This is a genomic window from Aureispira anguillae, from assembly GCF_026000115.1.
Taxonomy (GTDB): Bacteria; Bacteroidota; Bacteroidia; order Chitinophagales; family Saprospiraceae; genus Aureispira; species Aureispira anguillae.
Genome location: NZ_AP026867.1, coordinates 7427143 through 7450756, shown reverse-complemented (window position 1 = coordinate 7450756; position 23614 = coordinate 7427143). Strand labels below are relative to the sequence as shown.

The 23614-nt window shown below is 38.3% G+C and carries 9 protein-coding genes; 2 read left to right on the top strand and 7 right to left on the bottom strand.

The annotated features are described in order from the left end of the window. Positions 1–10: 10 nt before the first annotated feature. Together AsAng_RS28700 and AsAng_RS28695 are read left to right on the top strand one after the other, a co-directional pair. Complete coding sequence (locus tag AsAng_RS28700) at positions 11–1537, top strand: peptide MFS transporter (RefSeq protein WP_264790598.1); 1527 nt, start codon at positions 11–13, stop codon at positions 1535–1537. 261 nt (positions 1538–1798) lie between these two features. Then, on the top strand, positions 1799–3871 hold the full coding sequence (locus AsAng_RS28695; RefSeq protein WP_264790597.1) for a peptide MFS transporter: 2073 nt from the start codon (positions 1799–1801) through the stop codon (positions 3869–3871). A gap of 95 nt (positions 3872–3966) precedes the next feature. On the opposite strand, the gene AsAng_RS28690 is transcribed toward AsAng_RS28695, so the two are convergent. The 7 genes from AsAng_RS28690 to AsAng_RS28660 all read right to left on the bottom strand — a co-directional run bounded on the left by AsAng_RS28690 (position 3967) and on the right by AsAng_RS28660 (position 23596). Continuing rightward, entirely contained in the window at positions 3967–4359 is a 393-nt protein-coding gene (locus AsAng_RS28690) for an HIT family protein (RefSeq protein WP_264790596.1), read from the bottom strand. A 46-nt stretch (positions 4360–4405) separates the two neighbouring features. Beyond that, positions 4406–4885, bottom strand: coding sequence for a transcription elongation factor GreA (greA, locus tag AsAng_RS28685; protein WP_264790595.1), 480 nt, complete (start codon positions 4883–4885; stop codon positions 4406–4408). A 348-nt stretch (positions 4886–5233) separates the two neighbouring features. After that, the gene (locus tag AsAng_RS28680) at positions 5234–9352 is read right to left on the bottom strand and encodes a hypothetical protein (RefSeq protein ID WP_264790594.1); all 4119 of its coding nucleotides are present in this window, start codon (positions 9350–9352) and stop codon (positions 5234–5236) included. 372 nt (positions 9353–9724) lie between these two features. Then, entirely contained in the window at positions 9725–13816 is a 4092-nt protein-coding gene (locus AsAng_RS28675; protein ID WP_264790593.1) for a hypothetical protein, read from the bottom strand. Between the two features lie 152 nt (positions 13817–13968). Then, positions 13969–18060, bottom strand: coding sequence for a hypothetical protein (locus AsAng_RS28670; protein ID WP_264790592.1), 4092 nt, complete (start codon positions 18058–18060; stop codon positions 13969–13971). Between the two features lie 256 nt (positions 18061–18316). Then, on the bottom strand, positions 18317–19408 hold the full coding sequence (locus AsAng_RS28665) for a PorV/PorQ family protein (RefSeq protein WP_264790591.1): 1092 nt from the start codon (positions 19406–19408) through the stop codon (positions 18317–18319). 75 nt (positions 19409–19483) lie between these two features. Beyond that, positions 19484–23596 (bottom strand): hypothetical protein, encoded by a 4113-nt coding sequence (locus AsAng_RS28660; RefSeq protein WP_264790590.1) that lies wholly within the window; start codon positions 23594–23596, stop codon positions 19484–19486. Positions 23597–23614 lie beyond the last annotated feature (18 nt).

The window sequence follows — 23614 nt, the reverse complement described above, 5'->3', positions numbered from 1 at the left end:
TCTATTTATAATGCATAATAATACATTAGATAATTCCTCCCAAAAAACATTCTTTGGGCATCCAGTAGGTTTATTTATTTTGTTCTTTACAGAGATGTGGGAACGCTTTTCCTATTATGGTATGCGAGCCATCCTTACGCTTTATCTTGTTGCTGAAACAGGAACAAATAACCCAGGTCTAGGATGGACGGAAGAAAGTGCGATTGCCCTTTATGGTTGGTACACCATGTTTGTATATGTTGCTTCTATCCCTGGTGGTATTATAGCCGACAAACTATTAGGACAACGCAAATCTGTTTTTATTGGTGGTCTTCTACTCGTTGCAGGGCACACTGTCCTCGCCATTGAGGTATTGTGGGCATTTTATACTGGATTGTTCTTAATTGTTCTCGGTGTAGGTATGTTAAAACCTAATATATCGACTATGGTTGGTGGTTTGTACCCTAAAAACGACCAAGATAAAAGAGATATGGGTTTCTATATTTTTTATATGGGGATTAACCTAGGAGCTGCAACATCTGCCTTATTGGTGGGGTATGTTGGAGAAAAAATTGGTTGGCACTATGGTTTTGGTTTAGCAGGAATTGGTATGGCATTAGGACAACTTACCTATTGGTATGGTCAACCTTATCTATCTCATGTAGGTAATCTTGTCGTAGAAGAAAAAGACACAATAGAGACAACTGAAAACAACAACCTTATTGCTTCTATTTTTCAGGCGAGCAATTCTATCATTGGTTTTGCCTTTACATTTGCACTTGGTCTTTTTATTTGGGGCTATTGGGGTTCCTTGGCTTATGGGCTGCTAGTTATGGGGCTTGCATTTGCTGTAGGCGTTGCGATTGTCGTTTATAATGATGGCAACAAGGTGGAAAAAGATCGCATATTAGTAACCTATCTTTCCTTTCTGATTATTATTATTTTTTGGGGAGCATTTGAACAAGCAGGAGGCTTAATGAATATTTATACCAAACAAAAAACAGACTTATCTTTGGGAAGTTTTATGGTGCCTGCTAGTTGGTTTCAATCTGTTAATGCAATCTTTATTTTGATGTTTGCTCCCTTAGTGGGGAGTTTTTGGGTCTGGTGGAAAAACAGAAAAAATGAATCTTCTGCTTTATTTAAAATGGCTATTGGTGTCATTATTATGGGGTGGGGATTTTTCTTTATGTCTATTGCCAGCAGCGAAGTAACTTACGATGCAGCAGGTGAACTTATTCAAAAATCAGGCATGCAATGGCTAGTCCTTGCTTACCTATTTCATACCCTTGGTGAGCTTTGTGCTTCGCCTGTAGCACTATCGTTTATTACAAAATTAGCCCCTGAAAGATGGATGGCTTTTATGATGGGATCCTATTTTGCGGCCACTGGTCTTGGCAACAAAGTAGCTGGTCTAATAGGAGAATCTGCCTCTGATTTAGGTGAGCTTGCAATTTTTACAGGGATTGGTGTTTTCTGTACCATCTTTGGAATATTGGTTATTCTAATCAGAAAACCACTACAAAGACTTACTCATGGCGCAGAGGATTCGGAATAAATAGGAGTTGTTTAAAAATCGAATTACTTTGTGAGTGCTTCGCCATTTTGTTGAACTGATCCGATGGCAAACTCACTTAAGCACAATGATTATTAACCTTTTAGGCAATCGAAATAAAAATCTAATTCATAGCAGTGTTATGGAGCAATTTTTTAACAATGAGTAACTGAAAACTAGCTTTAGTTTCGCTGATTTTCCGTTCTTAAACAACTTCATAATCTAACTCTTTAGTTGATCTATCAAAATACAAAAATTTACAAAATGGATACAAAAACAAGAAGTGAGTTTTTTGAAACCCAAGTGCTGGGACATCCTGCCGGCCTGATGGTTTTGTTCTTTACAGAAATGTGGGAGCGTTTTTCTTTTTATGGAATGCGAGTACTCCTGATTAATTTCTTAACTATGGCAGCTATAAGCTACAACCCTGGTTGGGAATGGAGTGCTGAAAATGCTGGTGCTTTATTTGGAACCTATGCGGGGCTGCTTTACCTCACTCCTATTTTAGGTGGTTTAATTGCCGATAAGTATATTGGCTATAGATGGGCTGTTGTAGTAGGTTCTATCATCATGACCTTGGGGCATGCTTCCATGGCATTAGAAACGGAGTTTTCCTTATATGTAGGACTTGCACTTCTTGTAATTGGTACAGGTTTTTTCAAACCTAATATGACCTCAATTGTCTCAGAAATGTATAAGGATCTTCCAGAGAAAAAAGATGGTGCCTACACTATTTTTTATATGGGAGTAAACTCTGGTGCTTTCTTTGGTATGATGTTGTGCGGTTATTTGGCAGAACGAGTTGGCTGGAGCTGGGGCTTTGGGCTTGCTGGTATCTTTATGCTTTTTGGAACCTTGCAATTCTGGTTGGCTAAACCTCTATTTGGAGATATTGGTGAGATTCCTTCTAAAGTAGAAAAAACGGCTGCAACAACAAACAGCGAAGAAAGTGAAGATGGCGACAAAAGAAATCCATTTACCTTAGTAGATAAAATTTTGGTTGTCATTAGTGCTATAATTGGTTTTGGTTATTTGATCAATGATCCTATGTCCAAAATTGGTAATATCAATATGTTTAACTTTGAAGCTTTTGGACTTGCAGGGCAAGATTTTACGGTAATTATTGGCTTACTGCTTTTCCTTTTCCTTGTCGTTTCTAGAATCTTAAGATATGATCCTATTGTAAGAGATAGAATGATTGCATTTATCATTTTTGCCTTTTTTACGATCTTCTTTTGGATGAGTTTTGAGCAAGGGGCTTCTTCTTTGGTTATTTTTGCTAGAGACAATGTTAATCGTTCCTTATCGGGTAGTTCTGCATTGGCTTTTAACATTGTTAATATCCTATTGACTGTTATCCCATTGTTAATCATTACTTATGTATTGTACCTACTTTGGAAACAGACCTTCAAGAAAATTCCTTATTCTAATATTGTTCTTGTTGCTTGTTTTGCCATTGTTTGGGGAATTGTAGTATGGATGATTAATAGAGATTTTAGTTCTTCTGCTTATGAAGTTTCTTATCAAGCAATAGAAAAAGTAAGTACTAATGCAGAAACGGGAAAGGCAGAGACTATTTATATTCCTATTACCGAGGCTTACCAACCAAATCCTAGCGATAAATTGGTCAGTAGAACAACAAAAGTTGCAGAGCCTGTAACACTTAGTGTTGGGCAAAAGATTAACATCATCAAAAAGAATAACGAAGGAACTGATTTTGCTTATTTGGGAGAAGATAAGGTTGAAAAACTTAGAGCTCATGCCGAAGAATTGAGAAAAGAAAATGGAATTATTCCTGCTGAAGTTTCGGTGATTAAGGAAAATCAAGTTGAGATTACCGTTTCTTGGTTTAGTATCTTAAACTCTTTCTTTATTATTGCCTTTGCTTCTTTGTTCTCCAAATGGTGGGATTCTAAATACAATCCTTCTGCTGCTGTAAAATATGCCTTGGGTTTGATTATTATGGCTGTAGGATTCGGATTTTTAGCCATTGGCTCTTATGGCGTTACTGCTGGCGTAAAAGTAAGTATGATTTGGTTGATCATTGCTTATTTATTCCATACCCTAGGTGAATTGTGCTTGTCTCCTGTAGGTCTATCTTATGTATCTAAGTTGGTTCCTGCACGAATGATTGCTTTCATGTTTGGAATGTGGTACTTAGCCATTGCAATTGGTAACAAGTTAGCAGCTGTTTTGGGTGGACAAATTGAGAACATCACCAAAGAGTACTCTTTAAGTGTTTTCTTTTTGATCTTTACAATTGTTCCTGCTGTTGCAGGTGTATTGATCTTGTTCTTAAACCCATTGCTTAAGAAATTAATGCATGGTGTAAAATAAGCTTACAGCATAGACAAACATAAAAAAATGAGTCATTTCTTAATTGAAATGACTCATTTTTTATTAGCGCTCTGCTTTAAAAGGAGTTAAATTATTTACACAAAATTAGCTTGAATTTTTGCTGCCAATGCGCTAAAAGCATCTTGTTCCATAGACTGACGTTTATTAAAGTCAATAAACTGCATATTAAGTAAGGGTACTAAGTGAATATGAGCATGTGGAACTTCTAAACCTAAAACGGTTTGTCCAATTCGTTCACAGTGGATGGTTTTTTCGATGGCAGAAGCCACTCGCTTGGCAAAAAGATGCAAGCCAATATAAAGCTCCTCCTCCAAATCAAAAATATAGTCCACTTCTTTTTTAGGAATGACCAAAGTATGCCCTTTGGCGACGGGTGCAATATCCAAAAAAGCTAAAAAGTGTTCGTTTTCAGCAATTTTATGGCAAGGAATCTCGCCATTTACGATACGGGTGAATATGCTTGCCATAGTTTGATTATTTTAAACGTTCAAAATTAAGAGTAGGAACGACCTATTAGATATTAATTGCAATGTTCAAGATTTCAAACTCCATCGTTCCTCTAGGGGTTTGAACTTGAGCAATTTCACCAACAGCTCTACCCAATAACCCTTTGCCAATAGGAGAATCTACAGAAATTTTTCCTGCACGCAAATCTGCTTCTGATTGAGAAACCAAAGTATATTCAAATTCTTTTTTGGTTTTAACCTGCTTAATTTTTACCGTACTTAAAATAACAACAGATGATGCATCCAAATCTTCTTGTTTGATTACTCTAGCAGTAGAGAGTGTCTTTTCCATTTCAGAAATTTTTAACTCTAACAAACCTTGCGCTTCTTTTGCAGCATCATACTCTGCATTTTCTGACAAATCACCTTTCTCACGTGCCTCAGCAATTGCCTTTGCAGCATCTTGACGACCTTGAGTTTTTAGTTCTTCTAATTCAGATTTTAATTTATCAAACCCATCTTGGGTCATATATGAGTATTTGGACATAATAGCTTCTTTTTTGATTATAATTATAACTAAACAACAGACTTAAGTAATTAAGCCTATTTTATAATTAAGTCTTCTATAATTTTATTTAAACAAAACATCTAACACTTAGGTAACAGATTCTTTTTCATTCCAAAAAAAACAACCAACCTCAATAAATGTTATCCATACAGTTCATGATATTGAATGGAATAATGATTTCTCCAAAACAATAAAAAGAACGTTTCTCCCCAACTAGGGAAAAACGTTCTTAATCCTGTATATATGCAAATATAGAAAATAATTAAGATAAATGCCACTTATCAATAGGATAAATTTGCGCAATCTTGTAGCAGCAAACTTATGTCCTTACAAACGTTGTGCATCAAGTGCCCGATTAATAATAAAGCTCTTTAGCACTTTGGTTCCCACCCCATCTACTTTGATATGCACCAAATAAACACCAGCCGCAACAGGAACAGCCGCATAATTTTTAAGGTCCCAATCTACTGAGGTCATTATTTGATTGTCAGCCGTAGGTCCCTCGTAACCCTGCCCAATTCTAGCGATGCCATTTTTACTTGGATTGTTGTAGCCTTGTGCGACTTTAAATTCTCTCACAAAACGTCCATCTAGAGAGTAGATTCGAATGTTGCACTTAGCAGGTATATTCGTAATTTTGACTACATTATCCGCCTCTGTTATTTCGTAATCAGAATAAGCATAATAAGGGTTGGGCACAACACGCATCAAATCTAATGCCGACACGGCCGTTTTGTGTTCTTCCTTAGTAGGTGCAAAACCATCTAAAGAAAACTGATACAGTGGATAACCTAAGTTTTGGAATGTTCCAGTTTCTATACTAAAAGGGCGTTGTACTCGTAATTTAATGGTTGCCTTAGTTGGCGGTTCTTCTCCATAATCGCCTTTCATGATAGTAGGTACTGCCATTGAAGCCCAAGTAATGTGCATACTTTGATAAATAACATTATCTTTTGAAAAGAAAGAGGTTGCAGGTACTTTATCAAACTCTGCCAAAACGCTCTTGCAAGAATCATAGGGCAAATCCGTTACATAAATAATATGCTGCCCTCCTTGTACGTTCTGCAAAAATTGGACTTTCTCATCAAATGAAATGCCTCCTGTTTGTTTCACATTAGTTGGGTTAAAAATCATATCATCTCCTGTATTACAACCAGGATTGACTGTTTCTTCCAATACAGAACCATTGTACAAGGAGTTTTCACCAAAGAAGATATTTAGACGTTGCCCTGTTTCTACATCATAAGCATAGCCAGGAAACCAAGACATCCCTACAGAATTGTGATCTATGGACATATCTTTGTTTCTAGAAGGATAAACAGGATAGCTTCCAAAATTACTGACACTGCCTTTCCATTCCATTTGTCTACGTTTAGAAGGAACTTTCCAATTGGGACTGACACTTCCCAAAAAGCCACCACCATGGTAATAATTAGCTGTTTCAACCACAATACAACGACTCCAATCTTCTCGATTATCTGTCATCACAATATTAACATTATTAAGAGCAGATAATAAGGTATCTCTCACTTTTCCTTGTACCTTATTAAAAAGTTCTAAAGTAAAGCCATCTGCTTTAGTTGTATCATTTCTAAAGCGAGCTCCATGAGAATAAATATTTCCCAAAGATAAATAGGGCTCATTAGGACGATATTCTGCATCACACAACATAAATGGATACCAGCCCCCTATTGCCTCAGAATATTTTTGCTCAGGATCAAATATATGATCGTCTTCATTCCCTCCAGTTTTTAATAGGTTAAAAATCCCTTCTCCATCCATTAGCCCTTCATACCACTTTCCATAGGTAATACTATCCTCGTATATAATTTCTGTTCCAATCAAACCAACAGCACCATTATGACTAGGTTTATCCTTCTGTTCCAAACTAACAGAGATGCCCAATTCAGGGATATATTGTTCATAGTTCCAATCCATCGTTTGATAAGAAGACCAAACAGTAGTTGGATCATTCAGATCGGAAATCACCCAATAAATAGAATCTGATAAATGGACTGCGTTGGCTGGTTGTGGGATATAAGATTTTGTGTTCGAATCGTATAGCCAATTGTATTTTTGATCGCAAACATGGATATTAAATGTTCCTTTAGGAACTCTCAAAGGGTCAACTACTTTTACTTTAACAGGGGCATTTCCTTCGTTATAAACTATTTGCTCTACATGTTCCCCTGCTAACACCTTAGACTCTATCTCTTCTAGGTTGGCTATTCTCAAAAATTCATTGGTTCCCACGCCTTGCCCATCCAATCTAGTAATTTGAGGTTGATCGCCATATTCTGCCTGCAATGAAACACCAGAATATTCAGGCGCATTCATTCTAGGAATCCCTGTATAAATCCTAAAATTTCGACGTCCCTGCAAATAAGCTTCTACCTGCCCTTTTTGAGTAGTTACATCAAACTTTTTGTATTCGTTATGCGCATAGGCAACCACACAAAAATAGTAGGGTTTGTGGTTAATTAAGTCTTTTCCTCCCTGTGCAAATTCATCTTCTAAAATTCTAAAGGTATGCTTTATTCCCTTGTTCTCTCCCTCTACCTTAATGACGGGGGTATGTGCCTCTATATTCGTCTGTTCGTTTTTAAACTCTTCCCAATTTATAATGGTTGAAATATCGTCTTCTACATCACATTGATAAATTAGACGAGCTTTGTTTTCATTATCCAATTCTGTTACCGAAACATTGGGCCCCTTTACCTGATAGACCTTGTACCCTTGAAAATCATAAGTTGTATCCAATCCAGCACTTGCATGGCTCCTCAATTTTGAAGAAGTTTCGGAATAAGCTAGATTTTCGTGCCCCGATAAATAATTAAGATTTAAGACTAACTCTTTGTCCATTTCAATAATATCCATGTTTGGAGCATCGGGTCCATTTGTAATTTTAAAACAGTCATCAAATAGATTCTGTGCCAACTCATCCGCCTCAACCAAACGACTCAATGATGGACAAGGATAAACCACACTTGGCACCCATACCACTCCTGAAATCATCTCATTCGTTGCTCCTGGCTGCAAAACAAAAGGCCCTGAGGTATGCAAGAAACGATTATCTGCACCAACTACCCCTTCGGTACACATAGACCAAGTATTTCCACCACTTTCATTGGGAAAAGAAGGAAAAACAAATCGAGTAGGCACAGCATTAGGATCCAAATTATTGTACCCATTCCCTCCGATTGTAACAGGAACGTCATTTAGCCAATAACCTGACATTAAACGATAATGCTGTATCGCCGTTTCAGGATTTCCAATCGCATTATCAGAACTATTGATGTAATATTGAAAACCAGACAACCCGATTTCATTTCCTGCGGAATCCAACGGTCCTTTAAAATAATCCACCCCTAAGGCTGGTATATCTGTTCCATAAGATGCAGCTCCGCTACCACAAGGGTTATCATCCTCGGCATCTTCGTTGTAAACATAACCCATTCCTGTTACGGTATCACAGCCAATATAATCATCATCCGAGCAGCCCAAATCAGGATCTGTCCAAAGCGAAAAATAAGTCTTATGCAGCGGCAAAGAATTTCTATTTAACAATTTATAACGATAAAATGTCATATTATTAACTGCATCTGTAGTACTATAGCCAAATGCTAAGGCTTGCACTTCCATCTTCATTGGGCTACCGTTGGTTTGGGTATGCAAATTGCCATTGTCATTATACACCCACCAAGTCATCTGATCGGCATAAACAGGATTATTATAATCATCTTTTGCACACCCTGTTACTTCAATAATAGGATGATCTCCATCCCAAGGATTGTATTTGCCATCTTTATTAATATCAATGAACGGTGCCAAGTCTTGATCGTAATCCCTGATGTCAAAACCATGAATTTTCAAAAAATTAGGATTTCCTTTCGCTGGCCAGCCCAATAGTCCTTTGGAGGGCTCGTTGTCTACGCCTGGCGATAAAGGATCTAAATAATCCATACGAAGTGCATCAATTTCTTTTCCATAAACCGTAAAATGTTCATCCCAACGAGCACAATCACTCTTATTAATCGTTCCACTTGCGGTATCCAAAGGACCTGACCAATAATCATTCCCTTTATTTCGGTAGGTCTGTGCTGCTAAAATTAGGTTTCCACCGCCATCATAAGCCCCCAACCAAATCCCTCCTGCAAACAAAGCCGAAACTTCAGGCTCTCCAGACCCAGGATCAACATTGGGAACAATATAGCGAGCTGTTTCGTTGCCATCCCACCACATATCTCCACCTGCTCGCAGCCTTGCCCGAACATTATTAATATCCAAATCCTCTTCGGATATTGACTGAGTACAACTCATTCTATAGCCTGCATTCTTCTTCGCTCGTTGAGGGTTATTTTTATCGACATAATCTCGTGCTTCAAGATCCCAAGCTCCCGCTAGAAGATAAGTCACCAGAATGATGAAAAAAAGCTGTTTATTCATAATACCTTTTTGATTGATTGTTAACAATTGAGCATAAAATCCCCTTACCCAATAAGCAAATCTTGTTGAGTCTTTACTAAAAAATCTAATGCCTTATTAAGAATAATGACTAGAGTAGTTATCGCTTAAAAAAAAGCTTGTCATTTATTAGAGCTGCAAAAGCAATGAGCCCTTTTTATACTTTTGCATATTATAAATATCGTTTGTCTTCTATAAAAGGCAAACAACACATTTTAACATTTCCCAAACATATAGAACATATTATTTTTCTAAAAAGAATAGATTCACTCATTTTTTCCCAAAAAAAAACTCTTCTAGCAAAATGCTAGAAGAGTTAATTATTTCATAAAATATTAATTGTGTTCTTGCTGTTTAAAGTTTTTGAGAATCTAGTGCTCGATTAATAATAAAGCTTTTTAATACCCTTGTTCCCACTCCATCTACTTTGATATGAATCAAATACACCCCGCCTGCTACGGGTACCGATGCATAGTTTTTTAAATCCCAATCTATTGAAGTGGTAATTTGATCTTCGATGTCTGGATGCCCATATTTTCCTAACCTTGCGATTCCATTTCTCACCTTATCCTTATAAACCTGTCCGACCTTAAATTCTCTCACAAAACGACCATCCAAAGAATAAATTCTGATGTTACATTTTGCTGGTATATTCGTAATCTTCACCACATTATCTACTTCTGTTACCTCATAATCTGAATAAGCATAATAAGGATTCGGCACTACTCGCATCAAATCCAATGCACTCTTCGCCACATCTGCCTCTTCTTTCGTTGGCTCAAATCCTGCTAAGCTAAACTCATACAATGGATAACCTAAGTTAGCATAAGTCCCTTGCTCTATCTCATAAGGACTATTCACTCGTAGTTTTACTGTCGCTTCTGTTGGAGGTATGTGCCCATGGCTACCGCCCATTGATGCTCCTGGGGATAACAAAGCCATTGATGCCCATGTTATATCCATTCCTGGTACCAACTTGTTGTCTGGCGTAAATAAAGGCAATATTCCGTTGTATTGATCTAGAATACTTTGACAGGAATCATAAGGCGTTCGAGTCACATAAATGATATGCTGTCCACCCAAAACTGAACGTAAAAACTGTACATTCTCATCCAATGAGAAACCGCCTGCTTTTTCTGTTGAGGTTGGATTAAATATCATATCGTTTCCTGTACTTACTCCTGGTACAATGTGTTCTTCTATCATTACTCCGTTGTACAAAGAATTCTCTCCAAAGAAGATATTCAAACGCTCTCCTGTTTCTACATCATATGCATAACCTGGAAACCATGACATTCCTACACTACTGTTGTCTATTGACATGTCCTTATTTCTTGAGTAGTATACTGGTTTTCCTGCGCTTGCACTTCCTCGCCATTCCATTTGACGGCGATCAGATGGTGCTGTTGCTCCCAAATAACCACTTCCATGATAACGGTTAAAGGTCTCCGTTACGATACATCTACTCCATTTGCTCTCATCAGCCGTAAACACTACATTCACGTTATTTAACGCCATCAACATCGTGTCTCTTACTTTCCCTCCTATGTTCGAGTTCTTGTTTCTAAATCGAGCTCCTGAGCTTCCGATATTCATCAAAGAGAAATAGTAGCTTGTTGTTCGCAAGTCACCATCACACAACATGAAAGGATACCAGCCGCCTTCGCTTGTCGAAAACTCTTTGTTTGGATCAAACAACTCATCGTCTTCTCCTGGTCCATTCTTTATCATATTATAGATTCCTTCTCCATCTTCCAAGCCTTTGTACCATTTACCATGCGTTACACTATCTGAATACGTGATACTTGAGCCAATCCAACCCGTATTGTTACCGATTGCATCCTCTCCTTGTGCACTTGGAGAAGCTACTTGCTGAATGCTTACTGAAATTCCCAAATCTGGGATGTACTGCTCATAATCCCAATCCATTGTTTGGAAAGAAGACCACAATACTTGAGGATCATCCACATCCGTTAAGACCCAGTAAATAGAATCCGTCAAAGCGCTATAGTTTCCTTTGTTTGCTTGATAAACTCCTGTTACACTATCCTTTGTCCAAGTATAGTTTTTATCACATACATGCAATTGATAGGTCCCTCCTGCTACTCGCAATGGATCTACTATCTTTATATCTATTGGTGCATTGCCTGCTGCATAGTCAATCTTACCTACGTTTTCACCGTTGACAATTGCGTTTTCTATGCTTCCTAAATTTGTAATCTCTAAAAACTGTTTAGATCCTACCCCTGAACCATCCAAACGACTAATTCCTGGACGATCTCCATAAGCAGACTGTATTGTGATTCCTGAATACTCTGAATCATTGATTCTTGGTATTGCTGTATAAATTCTAAAGTTTCTACGACCTTGTAAATAAGGTTTTGCTTGTCCTGTATTGGCTACAGGATCAAACTTCTGATATTCATTGTGAGCATAGGCTACCACACAGAAGTAATAAGGTTTGTGGTTAACCAAGCCCTTTTCACCTTCTGCAAATTGATCTTCTACTACTTTAAAGGTATGTTTAATCCCCTTATCTTCTCCCTCTACCTCTATGGTTGGTACAGATACATCTATCCCCAAATCTTCATCATAAAACTTTTCCCAGTTTGCAATTTTAGAAACGCCATTGTTAACATCCGTTTGGAAAATCAAACGAGCTTTGGTTTCATCGTCCAATTCTGTTACAGAAAGATTGGGATCGTTTACTTGGTATACTTTATAACCTTCAAAAGTATAAGTAGTATCCAAAGGAGCAAACGGTTGTAATTCACCAGGAGCTTCATCGTATTGCATGGCATAATTGTTTTGCCCCTTCGCATAAGTCAAATTAAGTACTAATTTTTCATCCATTTCAATGACATCAATGTAAGGCGCATCTGGACCATCTGTTATTTTAAAACAGTTGTCAAATAGATTTTGAGCCAAAACATCAGCCTCTACCAATGGGCGCAAAGAAGGACAAGGATAATCTGGGATACTAGGTACCCATACTACTCCTGAAATCATCTCATTCGTTGCCCCTGGTTTCAAGACAAAAGGTCCTGAAGTATGCAAGAAACGCTGATCCAAGCCATTTAAAGCCTCACTACACATAGACCATGCACCGCCACCACTTTCATCTGGGAAAGAAGGAAATACATAAGGCGTTGGTGTCGCTGTAGCGTTTCCAGGATCATAACCGTCTCCCCCTGCTGTAATCGGAGTCCCATTGGGCCAATACCCAGAAATTAAACGATAAAATCCCAATGTACTAGTAGGATCTCCTTTAGGGTCAGAGTTACTATTAATATGATATTGGAAAGAAGAAAGTCCAATTTGATTCCCCGCAGAATCTAAAGGTCCTCTAAAATAATCTACCCCTAAAGCAGGAACTTCGCTCCCATAACCAGGAAAAGCTCCCCCCAAGCAACTACTTTCGTCTTCAATATCTTGGTTATATACATAGCCCATTCCTGTCACTGTATCACAACCAATATAATCATCTGTAGGACAACCCAACGCAGGATCCGTCCACAAGGAAAAATACGTATCGTTTAAGGCTAATTTATTTCTATTTAACAATTTATAACGATAAAATGTCATATCATTAACCGCATCCGTGGTTGCATAACCAAAGGCTGTTGCTTGAATCTCCATTTTCATCGGTTGCCCAGAAGAGTGCCCATGCAAGTCTGCATTATCATTGTAAACCCACCAAGTCATTTGATCGGCATAAACAGGATTGTTGTAGGTATAATTTTCACAGCCTGTTACCTCAATAATAGGATGATCCCCATCGTAAGGATTATAAATACCATCTGAGTTGGCATCTACAAATGGTGCTAAATCTTGATCGTATTCTCGAATATCAAAACCGTGAACCGTCAAAAAATGAGAATTTCCTCTTCCTGGCCAGCCTAATAAGCCTTTAGAAGGCGTGTTTTGTACACCAGGATTTAGGGGATCTAAATAATCTGCCCGCAAAGCATCTATATCTACTCCAAAAACTGTAAAATGCAGATCCCAGCGTTCGCAATCCCTTTTTTCAATAATCCCCAAATCAGGGTTTAAAGGTCCCGTCCAATAATCATTCCCTCTAGAACGATACGTTTGAGCAGCCAAGATTAAGTTTCCACCATCATCATAAGCCCCCAACCAAATGGCTCCAGCAAACAAGGCAGAAACTTCTGGTTCTCCAGACGCAGGGTCTATATTTGGCACAACATAATGAGACTCATTTCCATCCCACCAAATATCTCCTCCTGCACGCAGCCTTGCTCGTACATTGTTGATGTTTAAATCTGTTTGAGCCCTCGAACCTGTACATGCCGCACGAAAAGTTGCTTGTGATTTAGAACTATTGGGGGAATTATTCCCTGCTAGATATTCTAACTCCTGTGCCTTTAGAAAGGGCGATAATGAAAGATAAGTTATTAAAAAAAGCCAATAATTAATGTTTTTCATTGTTCATTGTTTTTTAGAATGGGGTGGTGATAATCATAGCATTTCACGATTGAATACAGCCTAAAATTATAGGTATTCTAGTAAAGACATTCATTTCTATCGTAATTTTTTTTGTAAAAAAAAGACCTTAGAATATTCTAAGGTCTTTTTTATTATAAACGTTGAGCATCAAAGGCTCTATTGATGATAAAGCTTTTTAGGACTTTTGTTCCTACTCCGTCTACTTTAATATGAATCAAGTAAACTCCACCTGCTACGGGTACCGATGCATAGTTTTTCAAATCCCAATCTATTGAAGTGGTAATTTGATCTTCTGCCTCTGGTCCATTTTGTCCCAGTCCTACTCTAGCAATTCCGTTTCTAGCTCCTCCTCTATCTAAGTCTCTTCGATATTGTTGAGCGATCTTAAATTCTCTCACAAAACGACCATCCAAAGAATAAATTCTGATGTTACATTTTGCTGGTATATTCGTAATCTTCACCACATTATCTACTTCTGTTATCTCATAATCTGAATAGGCATAATAAGGATTCGGCACTACTCGCATCAAATCCAATGCACTCTTCGCCACATCTGCCTCTTCTTTCGTTGGCTCAAATCCTGCTAAGCTAAACTCATACAATGGATACCCTAAGTTGTCATAAGTCCCTTGCTCTATCTCATAAGGACTATTCACTCGTAGTTTTACTGTCGCTTCTGTTGGAGGTATGTGCCCATGACTACCGCCCATTGATGCTCCTGGGGATAACAAAGCCATTGATGCCCATGTTATATCCATTCCTGGTACCAACTTGTTGTCTGGCGTAAATAAAGGCAATATTCCGTTGTATTGATCTAAAATGCTTTGACAGGAATCATAAGGTGTTCTAGTCACATAAATGATATGCTGTCCACCCAAAACTGAACGTAAAAACTGTACATTCTCATCCAATGAGAAACCGCCTGCTTTTTCTGTTGAGGTTGGATTAAATATCATATCGTTTCCTGTACTTACTCCTGGTACAATGTGTTCTTCTATCATTACTCCGTTGTACAAAGAATTCTCTCCAAAGAAGATATTCAAACGCTCTCCTGTTTCTACATCATATGCATAACCTGGGAACCATGACATTCCTACACTACTGTTGTCTATTGACATGTCCTTATTTCTTGAGTAGTATACTGGTTTTCCTGCACTTGCACTTCCTCGCCATTCCATTTGACGGCGATCAGATGGTGCTGTTGCTCCCAAATAACCACTTCCATGATAACGGTTAAAGGTCTCCGTTACAATACATCTACTCCATTTGCTCTCATCAGCCGTAAACACTACATTCACGTTATTTAACGCCATCAACATCGTGTCTCTTACTTTCCCTCCTATATTCGAGTTCTTGTTTCTAAATCGAGCTCCTGAGCTTCCTATATTCATCAAAGAGAAATAGTAGCTTGTTGTTCGCAAGTCGCCATCACACAACATGAAAGGATACCAGCCGCCTTCGCTTGTCGAAAACTCTTTGTTTGGATCAAACAACTCATCGTCTTCTCCTGGTCCATTCTTTATCATGTTATAGATTCCTTCCCCATCTTCCAAGCCTTTGTACCATTTACCATGCGTTACACTATCTGAATAGATGATACCTGAACCAATCCAACCCGTATTGTTACCAATTGCGTCCTCTCCTTGTGCACTTGGAGAAGCTACTTGTTGAATGCTTACTGAGATTCCCAAATCTGGTATGTACTGCTCATAATCCCAATCCATTGTTTGGAAAGAAGACCACAATACTTGAGGATCATCCACATCCGTTAAGACCCAGTATATAGAATCCGTCAAAGCGCTATAGTTTCCTTTGTTTGCTTGATAAACTCCCGTTACACTATCCTTTGTCCAAGTATAGTTTTTATCACATACATGTAACTGATAGGTCCCTCCTGCTACTCGCAATGGATCTACTATCTTTATATCTATTGGTGCATTGCCTGCTGCATAGTCAATCTTACCTACGTTTTCACCGTTGACAATTGCGTTTTCTATGCTTCCTAAATTTGTAATCTCTAAAAACTGTTTAGATCCTACCCCTGAACCATCCAAACGACTAATTCCTGGACGATCTCCATAGGCAGACTGTATTGCGATTCCTGAATACTCTGAATCATTGATTCTTGGTACTGCTGTATAAATTCTAAAGTTTCTACGACCTTGTAAGTAAGGTTTTGCTTGTCCAGCATTGGCTACAGGATCAAACTTCTGATATTCATTGTGAGCATAGGCTACCACACAGAAGTAATAAGGTTTGTGGTTAACCAAGCCCTTTTCACCTTCTGCAAATTGATCTTCTACTACTTTAAAGGTATGTTTAATCCCCTTATCTTCTCCCTCTACTTGTATGGTTGGTACGGATACATCTATCCCCAAATCTTCATCTGCAAATTTTTCCCAGTTCGCAATTTTAGAAACACCATCGTTAACATCCGTTTGGAAAATCAAGCGAGCTTTGGTTTCATCGTCCAATTCTGTTACAGAAAGGTTAGGATCGTTTACTTGGTATACTTTATAACCTTGGAAATTATAAGTAGTATCTAAGGGGCTAAATATGCGTAACTCTGCTGGCGACTCTTCATAACCTAATTTAAAGTTATTTTGCTCCGCAGAGTAATATAGATTAAGGACTAACTCCTCGTCCATTTCAATGACATCAATGTAAGGCGCATCTGGACCATCTGTTATTTTAAAACAGTTGTCAAATAGATTTTGAGCCAAAATATCAGCTGCAACCAATGGACGTAAAGAAGGACAAGGATAATCTGGAATACTAGGTACCCATACTACTCCTGAAATCATTTCATTCGTTGCCCCTGGTTTCAAGACAAAAGGTCCTGAGGTATGTAAAAAAGCTTGATCTAAACCATTCAATGCTTCACTACACATAGACCATGCCCCTCCACCACTTTCATTTGGGAAAGAAGGAAATACATAAGGCGTTGGCGGTGCTGTTGTATTGGAAGGATCATAACCGTTTCCTCCTGCTGTAATCGGAGTTCCATTGGGCCAGAAGCCAGAAATTAGACGATAATATCCAATAGCACTAGAAGGAATTCCCTTAGGATCAGTTGTACTAATAATGTGATATTGGAAAGAAGAAAGTCCAATTTGATTCCCCGCAGAATCTAAAGGTCCTCTAAAATAATCTACTCCTAAAGCAGGTATATCTGTTCCATACCCTGCAAGACCTGCACAAGGGTTATCATCATTTGCATCTGCATTATATACATAGCCCATTCCTGTCACTGTATCACAACCAATATAATCATCCGATCGACAACCTAAATCTGGGTCCGTCCACAAAGAAAAATACGTATCGTTTAAGGCTAATTTATTTCTATTTAACAATTTATAACGATAAAACGTCTGATTATTGATTGCATCTGTAGTTCTGTATCCAAAAGCAGTTGCTTGAATTTCCATTTTCATGGGCTGCCCATTGGTTTGAGTATGCAAGTTTCCATTATCATTGTAAACCCACCAAGTCATTTGATCGGCATAAACAGGATTGTTGTAGGTATAATTTTCACAACCAGATACCTCAATAATAGGATGATCCCCATCGTAAGGATTATAAATACCATCTGAGTTCGCATCTATAAATGGTGCTAAATCCTGATCGTATTCTCGAATATCAAAGCCATTGATTGTCAAAAAGTGAGGATTACCTTTTCCAGGCCAACCCAGTAGACCTCTAGAGGGGGTGTTTTGTACCCCTGGGCTAAGTGGATCTAGATAATCTGCTCGTAAAGCATCTATATCATCACCATAAACTGTAAAGTGTAAATCCCAACGCTCGCAATCTGTTTTATCAATGGTTCCCAAGTCTGGGTCCAAAGGACCTGTCCAGTAATCATTCCCACTAGAACGATACGTTTGAGCAGCCAAGATTAGGTTTCCACCATCATCATAAGCCCCTAACCAAATAGCTCCTGAATAAAGTGATACAATTTCGGGTTCTCCAGATGCAGGATCTACATTGGGTACAATATATTGAGGCTGGGTTCCATCCCACCACATATCTCCACCTGCTCTAAGCCTTGCCCGCACATTATTAATAGCAAGATCAGTTTGAGCTCTTGACTCTGTACAGCTTGTACGATAAGATGAATTGTCGTTTTTTGTACGGTTAGGGGTCGGTCCTTTTTGTGCATTTGTTATAATTGGGCTAAGCAAAACACCCATAAGAAAAATGCAACTAGAAGTTATACGATTCATATCATTGTTCTTGAAAATGAGGAAATAATCAGGGAACGTTTTTATTATACTGCTTTTCGAGTCAACTTTTTTGGCTCAGAAAAGGTAATAGTATTAACAGAAATTATCTCTTTGTTGGGGTTTAAGTGAAGTTGTTTAAGAATGTTCTAATACTAAATGACATTTCCAATAAAAAGTCAAACGCTCTTTTCCAAAACAAATGGGAAAGAGCGTTTGATTATATTTTTAACTAGAGCCAAAAAGCTCTTATCTACTATTAGATTCCAATTCTTACACTAACAGCATGTGAACCAGAAAACTCTTTTGTCAATTCAAAACCATAATCAAAAGCAATCTTTCTTGAAGAACCTTTTTTGAACGGAATTTGAACAGAAAGACCAGCAGTGAAACCATTGCTAATGGTACCAGCATTTCCAGTATCAAACATCAAACCTTCGTATTTAAAGGCAGCTCTAAGCATCAACATTTCACGGAAGGCATATTCCAAGCCTAAACCATATTGATCACGAGCAAATGAATTCGCTGTAAACATAGCATTAATAGAAAGACGGTTTGTTTTTCCTTCTTTTTCCTCTGTTTCACCAGGAAACCAAAAATCGTATGAAGCACCAATGTGCAACAAAGAAGGCAATTCGAAAGAAGCTACTCGTTCCTCTACAGTCAAAGGAGTAGTACCATTAGGCGCCATTCCTACAAAAGCAAGACCATCTCCTTGAAATTTCATTTTGGTACCAATGTTACGCAAAGCTAATCCAAACTTAATTTGTTTATTTTTACCTGTTACATATTGTACACCAGCATCAAAAGCTATTCCTGTAGCACTTGCATTGGTCAATGATTCAGAAACTACACGAACGGCTAATCCAACAGAGATTTTTTCATTGCCTTCCTTGTCTCTAAAAATATGACTATACCCTATTCCAATATTAAAAAAAGAAGGGCTAAAAGTAGTAATTCCCTGAGGCTGGCTAGTAGTAGTTAGAGGAATATCTCCAAAACTTAATGCCATAAGGCTAAGTCCTACAGCACCATTTTTTCCAATTTTTTGTCCTAGTCCTCCAGCAGTCATGCTTAATCCTGTACCCACCATGTATTGAGTATGAGATACAATAACTTCTGTATTACTATACTGTCTTCCAATTCCAGCAGGATTAAAACGCATAGCTTCTACCCCTGTAATACTAGACACAACAAGCCCATTGAGACCTGCCGATCTAGCCCAAGGATTTAGTAATAATTCATAAGCACCTGCTTCCCCTTGTCTATCAGGGTTTCCTGCAAAGGCTGCTTCTGGGGAGATTAAGATCCCCACTAAGAATATAGCGATGATAGATTTAAGTCTATTCATTGTTTTCTATTTTTTAAGATTAGCTGTGAACCATATCCATGGTTCACAGCATTTATTTTTTATACCTTTTAGATATTATAAGCGTTGAGCATCAAAGGCTCTATTGATGATAAAGCTTTTTAGGACTTTTGTTCCTACTCCATCTACTTTGACGTGAATCAAGTAAACTCCACCTGCTACGGGTACCGATGCATAGTTTTTCAAATCCCAATCTATTGAAGTGGTAATTTGATCTTCTGCCTCTGGTCCATTTTGTCCCAGTCCTACTCTAGCAATTCCGTTTCTAGCTCCTCCTTTACCTAAGTCTCTTTGATATTGTTGAGCGATCTTAAATTCTCTCACAAAACGACCATCCAAAGAATAAATTCTGATGTTACATTTTGCTGGTAAATTTGTAATCTTCACCACATTATCAATTTCTTTCACCTCATAATCTGAATAGGCATAATAAGGATTCGGCACTACTCGCATCAAATCCAATGCACTCTTCGCCACATCTGCCTCTTCTTTCGTTGGCTCAAATCCTGCTAAGCTAAACTCATACAATGGATACCCTAAGTTGTCATAAGTCCCTTGCTCTATCTCATAAGGACTATTCACTCGTAGTTTTACTGTCGCTTCTGTTGGAGGTATGTGCCCATGACTACCGCCCATTGATGCTCCTGGGGATAACAACGCCATCGATGCCCATGTTATATCCATTCCTGGTACCAACTTGTTGTCTGGTGTAAATAAAGGCAATATTCCGTTGTATTGATCTAGAATGCTTTGACAGGAATCGTAAGGCGTTCTAGTCACATAAATGATATGCTGTCCACCCAAAACTGAACGTAAAAACTGTACATTCTCATCCAATGAGAAACCTCCTGCTTTTTCTGTTGAGGTTGGATTAAATATCATATCGTTTCCTGTACTTACTCCTGGTACAATGTGTTCTTCTATCATTACTCCGTTGTACAAAGAATTCTCTCCAAAGAAGATATTCAAACGCTCTCCTGTTTCTACATCATATGCATAACCTGGGAACCATGACATTCCTACACTACTGTTGTCTATTGACATGTCCTTATTTCTTGAGTAGTATACTGGTTTTCCTGCGCTTGCACTTCCTCGCCATTCCATTTGACGGCGATCAGATGGTGCTGTTGCTCCCAAATAACCACTTCCATGATAACGGTTAAAGGTCTCCGTTACGATACATCTACTCCATTTGCTCTCATCAGCAGTAAACACTACATTCACGTTATTTAACGCCATCAACATCGTGTCTCTTACTTTCCCTCCTATGTTCGAGTTCTTGTTTCTAAATCGAGCTCCTGAGCTTCCGATATTCATCAAAGAGAAATAGTAGCTTGTTGTTCGCAAGTCACCATCACACAACATGAAAGGATACCAGCCGCCTTCGCTTGTCGAAAACTCTTTGTTTCGATCAAACAACTCATCGTCTTCTCCTGGTCCATTCTTTATCATGTTATAGATTCCTTCTCCATCTTCCAAGCCTTTGTACCATTTACCATGCGTTACACTATCTGAATACGTGATACTTGAGCCAATCCAACCCGTATTGTTACCGATTGCATCCTCTCCTTGTGCACTTGGAGAAGCTACTTGTTGAATGCTTACTGAAATTCCCAAATCTGGGATGTACTGCTCATAATCCCAATCCATCGTTTGGAAAGAAGACCACAATACTTGAGGATCATCCACATCTGTTAAGACCCAGTAAATAGAATCCGTCAAAGCGCTATAGTTTCCTTTGTTTGCTTGATAAACTCCTGTTACGCTATCCTTTGTCCAAGTATAGTTTTTATCACATACATGCAATTGATAGGTTCCTCCTGCTACTCGCAATGGATCTACTATCTTTATATCTATTGGTGCATTGCCTGCTGCATAGTCAATCTTACCGACGTTTTCACCGTTGACAATTGCGTTTTCTATGCTTCCTAAATTTGTAATCTCTAAAAACTGTTTAGATCCTACCCCTGAACCATCCAAACGACTAATTCCTGGACGATCTCCATAAGCAGACTGTATTGCGATTCCTGAATACTCTGAATCATTGATTCTTGGTACTGCTGTATAAATTCTAAAGTTTCTACGACCTTGTAAGTAAGGTTTTGCTTGTCCAGTATTGGCTACAGGATCAAACTTCTGATATTCGTTGTGAGCATAGGCTACCACACAGAAGTAATAAGGTTTGTGGTTAACCAAGCCCTTTTCACCTTCTGCAAATTGATCTTCTACTACTTTAAAGGTATGTTTAATCCCCTTATCTTCTCCCTCTACTTGTATGGTTGGAACAGGTACATCTATCCCCAAATCTTCATCTGCAAATTTTTCCCAGTTCGCAATTTTAGAAACACCATCGTTAACATCCGTTTGGAAAATCAAGCGAGCTTTGGTTTCATCGTCCAATTCTGTTACAGAAAGGTTAGGATCGTTTACTTGGTATACTTTATAACCTTGGAAATTATAAGTAGTATCCAAAGGAGCAAAAGGTCTGATTTCTGATGGAGACTCTTCATAACCTAATTTAAAGTTATTTTGCTCCGCAGAGTAATATAGATTAAGGACTAACTCCTCATCCATTTCAATTACATCAATGTAAGGCGCATCTGGACCATCTGTTATTTTAAAACAATCGTCAAATAGATTTTGAGCCAAAACATCAGCCTCTACCAATGGACGTAAAGAAGGACAAGGATAATCTGGGATACTAGGTACCCATACTACTCCTGAAATCATCTCATTCGTTGCCCCTGGTTTCAAGACAAAAGGTCCTGAAGTATGCAAGAAACGATTATCTGCCCCAACTACTGATTCAGTACACATAGACCATGCATTTCCACCACTTTCATTTGGAAAAGAAGGGAATACATAAGGTGTCGGTGTTGTATTAGGATTACCTGGATCATAACCATCTCCTCCATAGCTAATAGCAGTTCCATTAGGCCAGAAGCCTGAGATCAAACGATAGAACCCTAATGCAGCAGTAGGATCACCTTTTGGATCAGAGTTACTATTAATATGATATTGGAAAGAAGAAAGTCCAATTTGGTTCCCCGCAGAATCTAAAGGTCCTCTAAAGTAATCTACTGCTAAAGCAGGAATATCTGTTCCATATCCAGCAGAACCATTCGTACCACAAGGATTGTTATCATTAGCATCCTCATTGTATACATAACCCATTCCAGTCACTGTATCACAACCAATATAATCATCTGTAGCACAACCTAAATCTGGATCAGACCACAAAGAGAAATACGTATCGTTTAATGCTAATTTATTTCTATTTAACAATTTATAACGATAAAACGTCTGATTATTGATTGCATCTGTAGTTCTATACCCAAAAGCAGTAACTTGGATTTCCATTTTCATGGCTTGTCCATTGGTTTGAGTATGCAAGTTTCCATTATCATTGTAAACCCACCAAGTCATTTGATCGGCATAAACAGGATTGCTATACGTGTAATCTTCACAACCAGATACCTCAATAATAGGGTGATCTCCATCGTAAGGATTATAAATACCATCTGAGTTGGCATCTATAAATGGTGCCAATTCTTGATTGTAATCTCTAATATCAAAACCGTGAACCGTCAAAAAGTGAGGATTACCTTTTCCTGGCCAACCTAATAAACCTCTAGAAGGTGTATTTTGTACCCCAGGGCTAAGTGGATCTAAATAATCTCCACGCAAAGCACTAATATCGTCACCATAAACTGTAAAGTGTCTATCCCAACGTTCACAATCTGTTTTCTCAATGGTTCCCAAGTCTGGATCCAAAGGACCTGTCCAGTAATCATTTCCACTAGAACGATACGTTTGAGCAGCCAAGATTAGGTTTCCACCATCATCATAAGCCCCTAACCAAATGGCTCCAGCATATAAGGAAGATATTTCAGGTTCTCCAGATGCAGGATCTACATTGGGTACAATATAACGAGCGGTTTGATTACCATCCCACCACATATCTCCACCTGCACGCAACATAGCACGTACATTATTAATAGCAAGATCGGTTTGAGCTCTTGACTCCGTACAATCTGCTCGATAAGAATTTTTATTTTTATTATTATTCTGATTTTGTTGTGCAGGTTCTCCTACAAAGTTCCTTGCCTCTACAGAGGTTAATATCAAGAAAAAAGATAGGATTACTGACAAACATCTTAGTTTATTCATCTTCTTTTAATTTATGCT

Bases quoted from the DNA above. Each gene is read 5' to 3' on its own strand.
- AsAng_RS28700 (WP_264790598.1), top strand. From the start codon at position 11: ATGCATAATAATACATTAGATAATTCCTCCCAAAAAACATTCTTTGGG.
- AsAng_RS28695 (WP_264790597.1), top strand. From the start codon at position 1,799: ATGGATACAAAAACAAGAAGTGAGTTTTTTGAAACCCAAGTGCTGGGA.
- AsAng_RS28690 (WP_264790596.1), bottom strand. From the start codon at position 4,359: ATGGCAAGCATATTCACCCGTATCGTAAATGGCGAGATTCCTTGCCAT.
- greA (WP_264790595.1), bottom strand. From the start codon at position 4,885: ATGTCCAAATACTCATATATGACCCAAGATGGGTTTGATAAATTAAAA.
- AsAng_RS28680 (WP_264790594.1), bottom strand. From the start codon at position 9,352: ATGAATAAACAGCTTTTTTTCATCATTCTGGTGACTTATCTTCTAGCG.
- AsAng_RS28675 (WP_264790593.1), bottom strand. From the start codon at position 13,816: ATGAAAAACATTAATTATTGGCTTTTTTTAATAACTTATCTTTCATTA.
- AsAng_RS28670 (WP_264790592.1), bottom strand. From the start codon at position 18,060: ATGAATCGTATAACTTCTAGTTGCATTTTTCTTATGGGTGTTTTGCTT.
- AsAng_RS28665 (WP_264790591.1), bottom strand. From the start codon at position 19,408: ATGAATAGACTTAAATCTATCATCGCTATATTCTTAGTGGGGATCTTA.
- AsAng_RS28660 (WP_264790590.1), bottom strand. From the start codon at position 23,596: ATGAATAAACTAAGATGTTTGTCAGTAATCCTATCTTTTTTCTTGATA.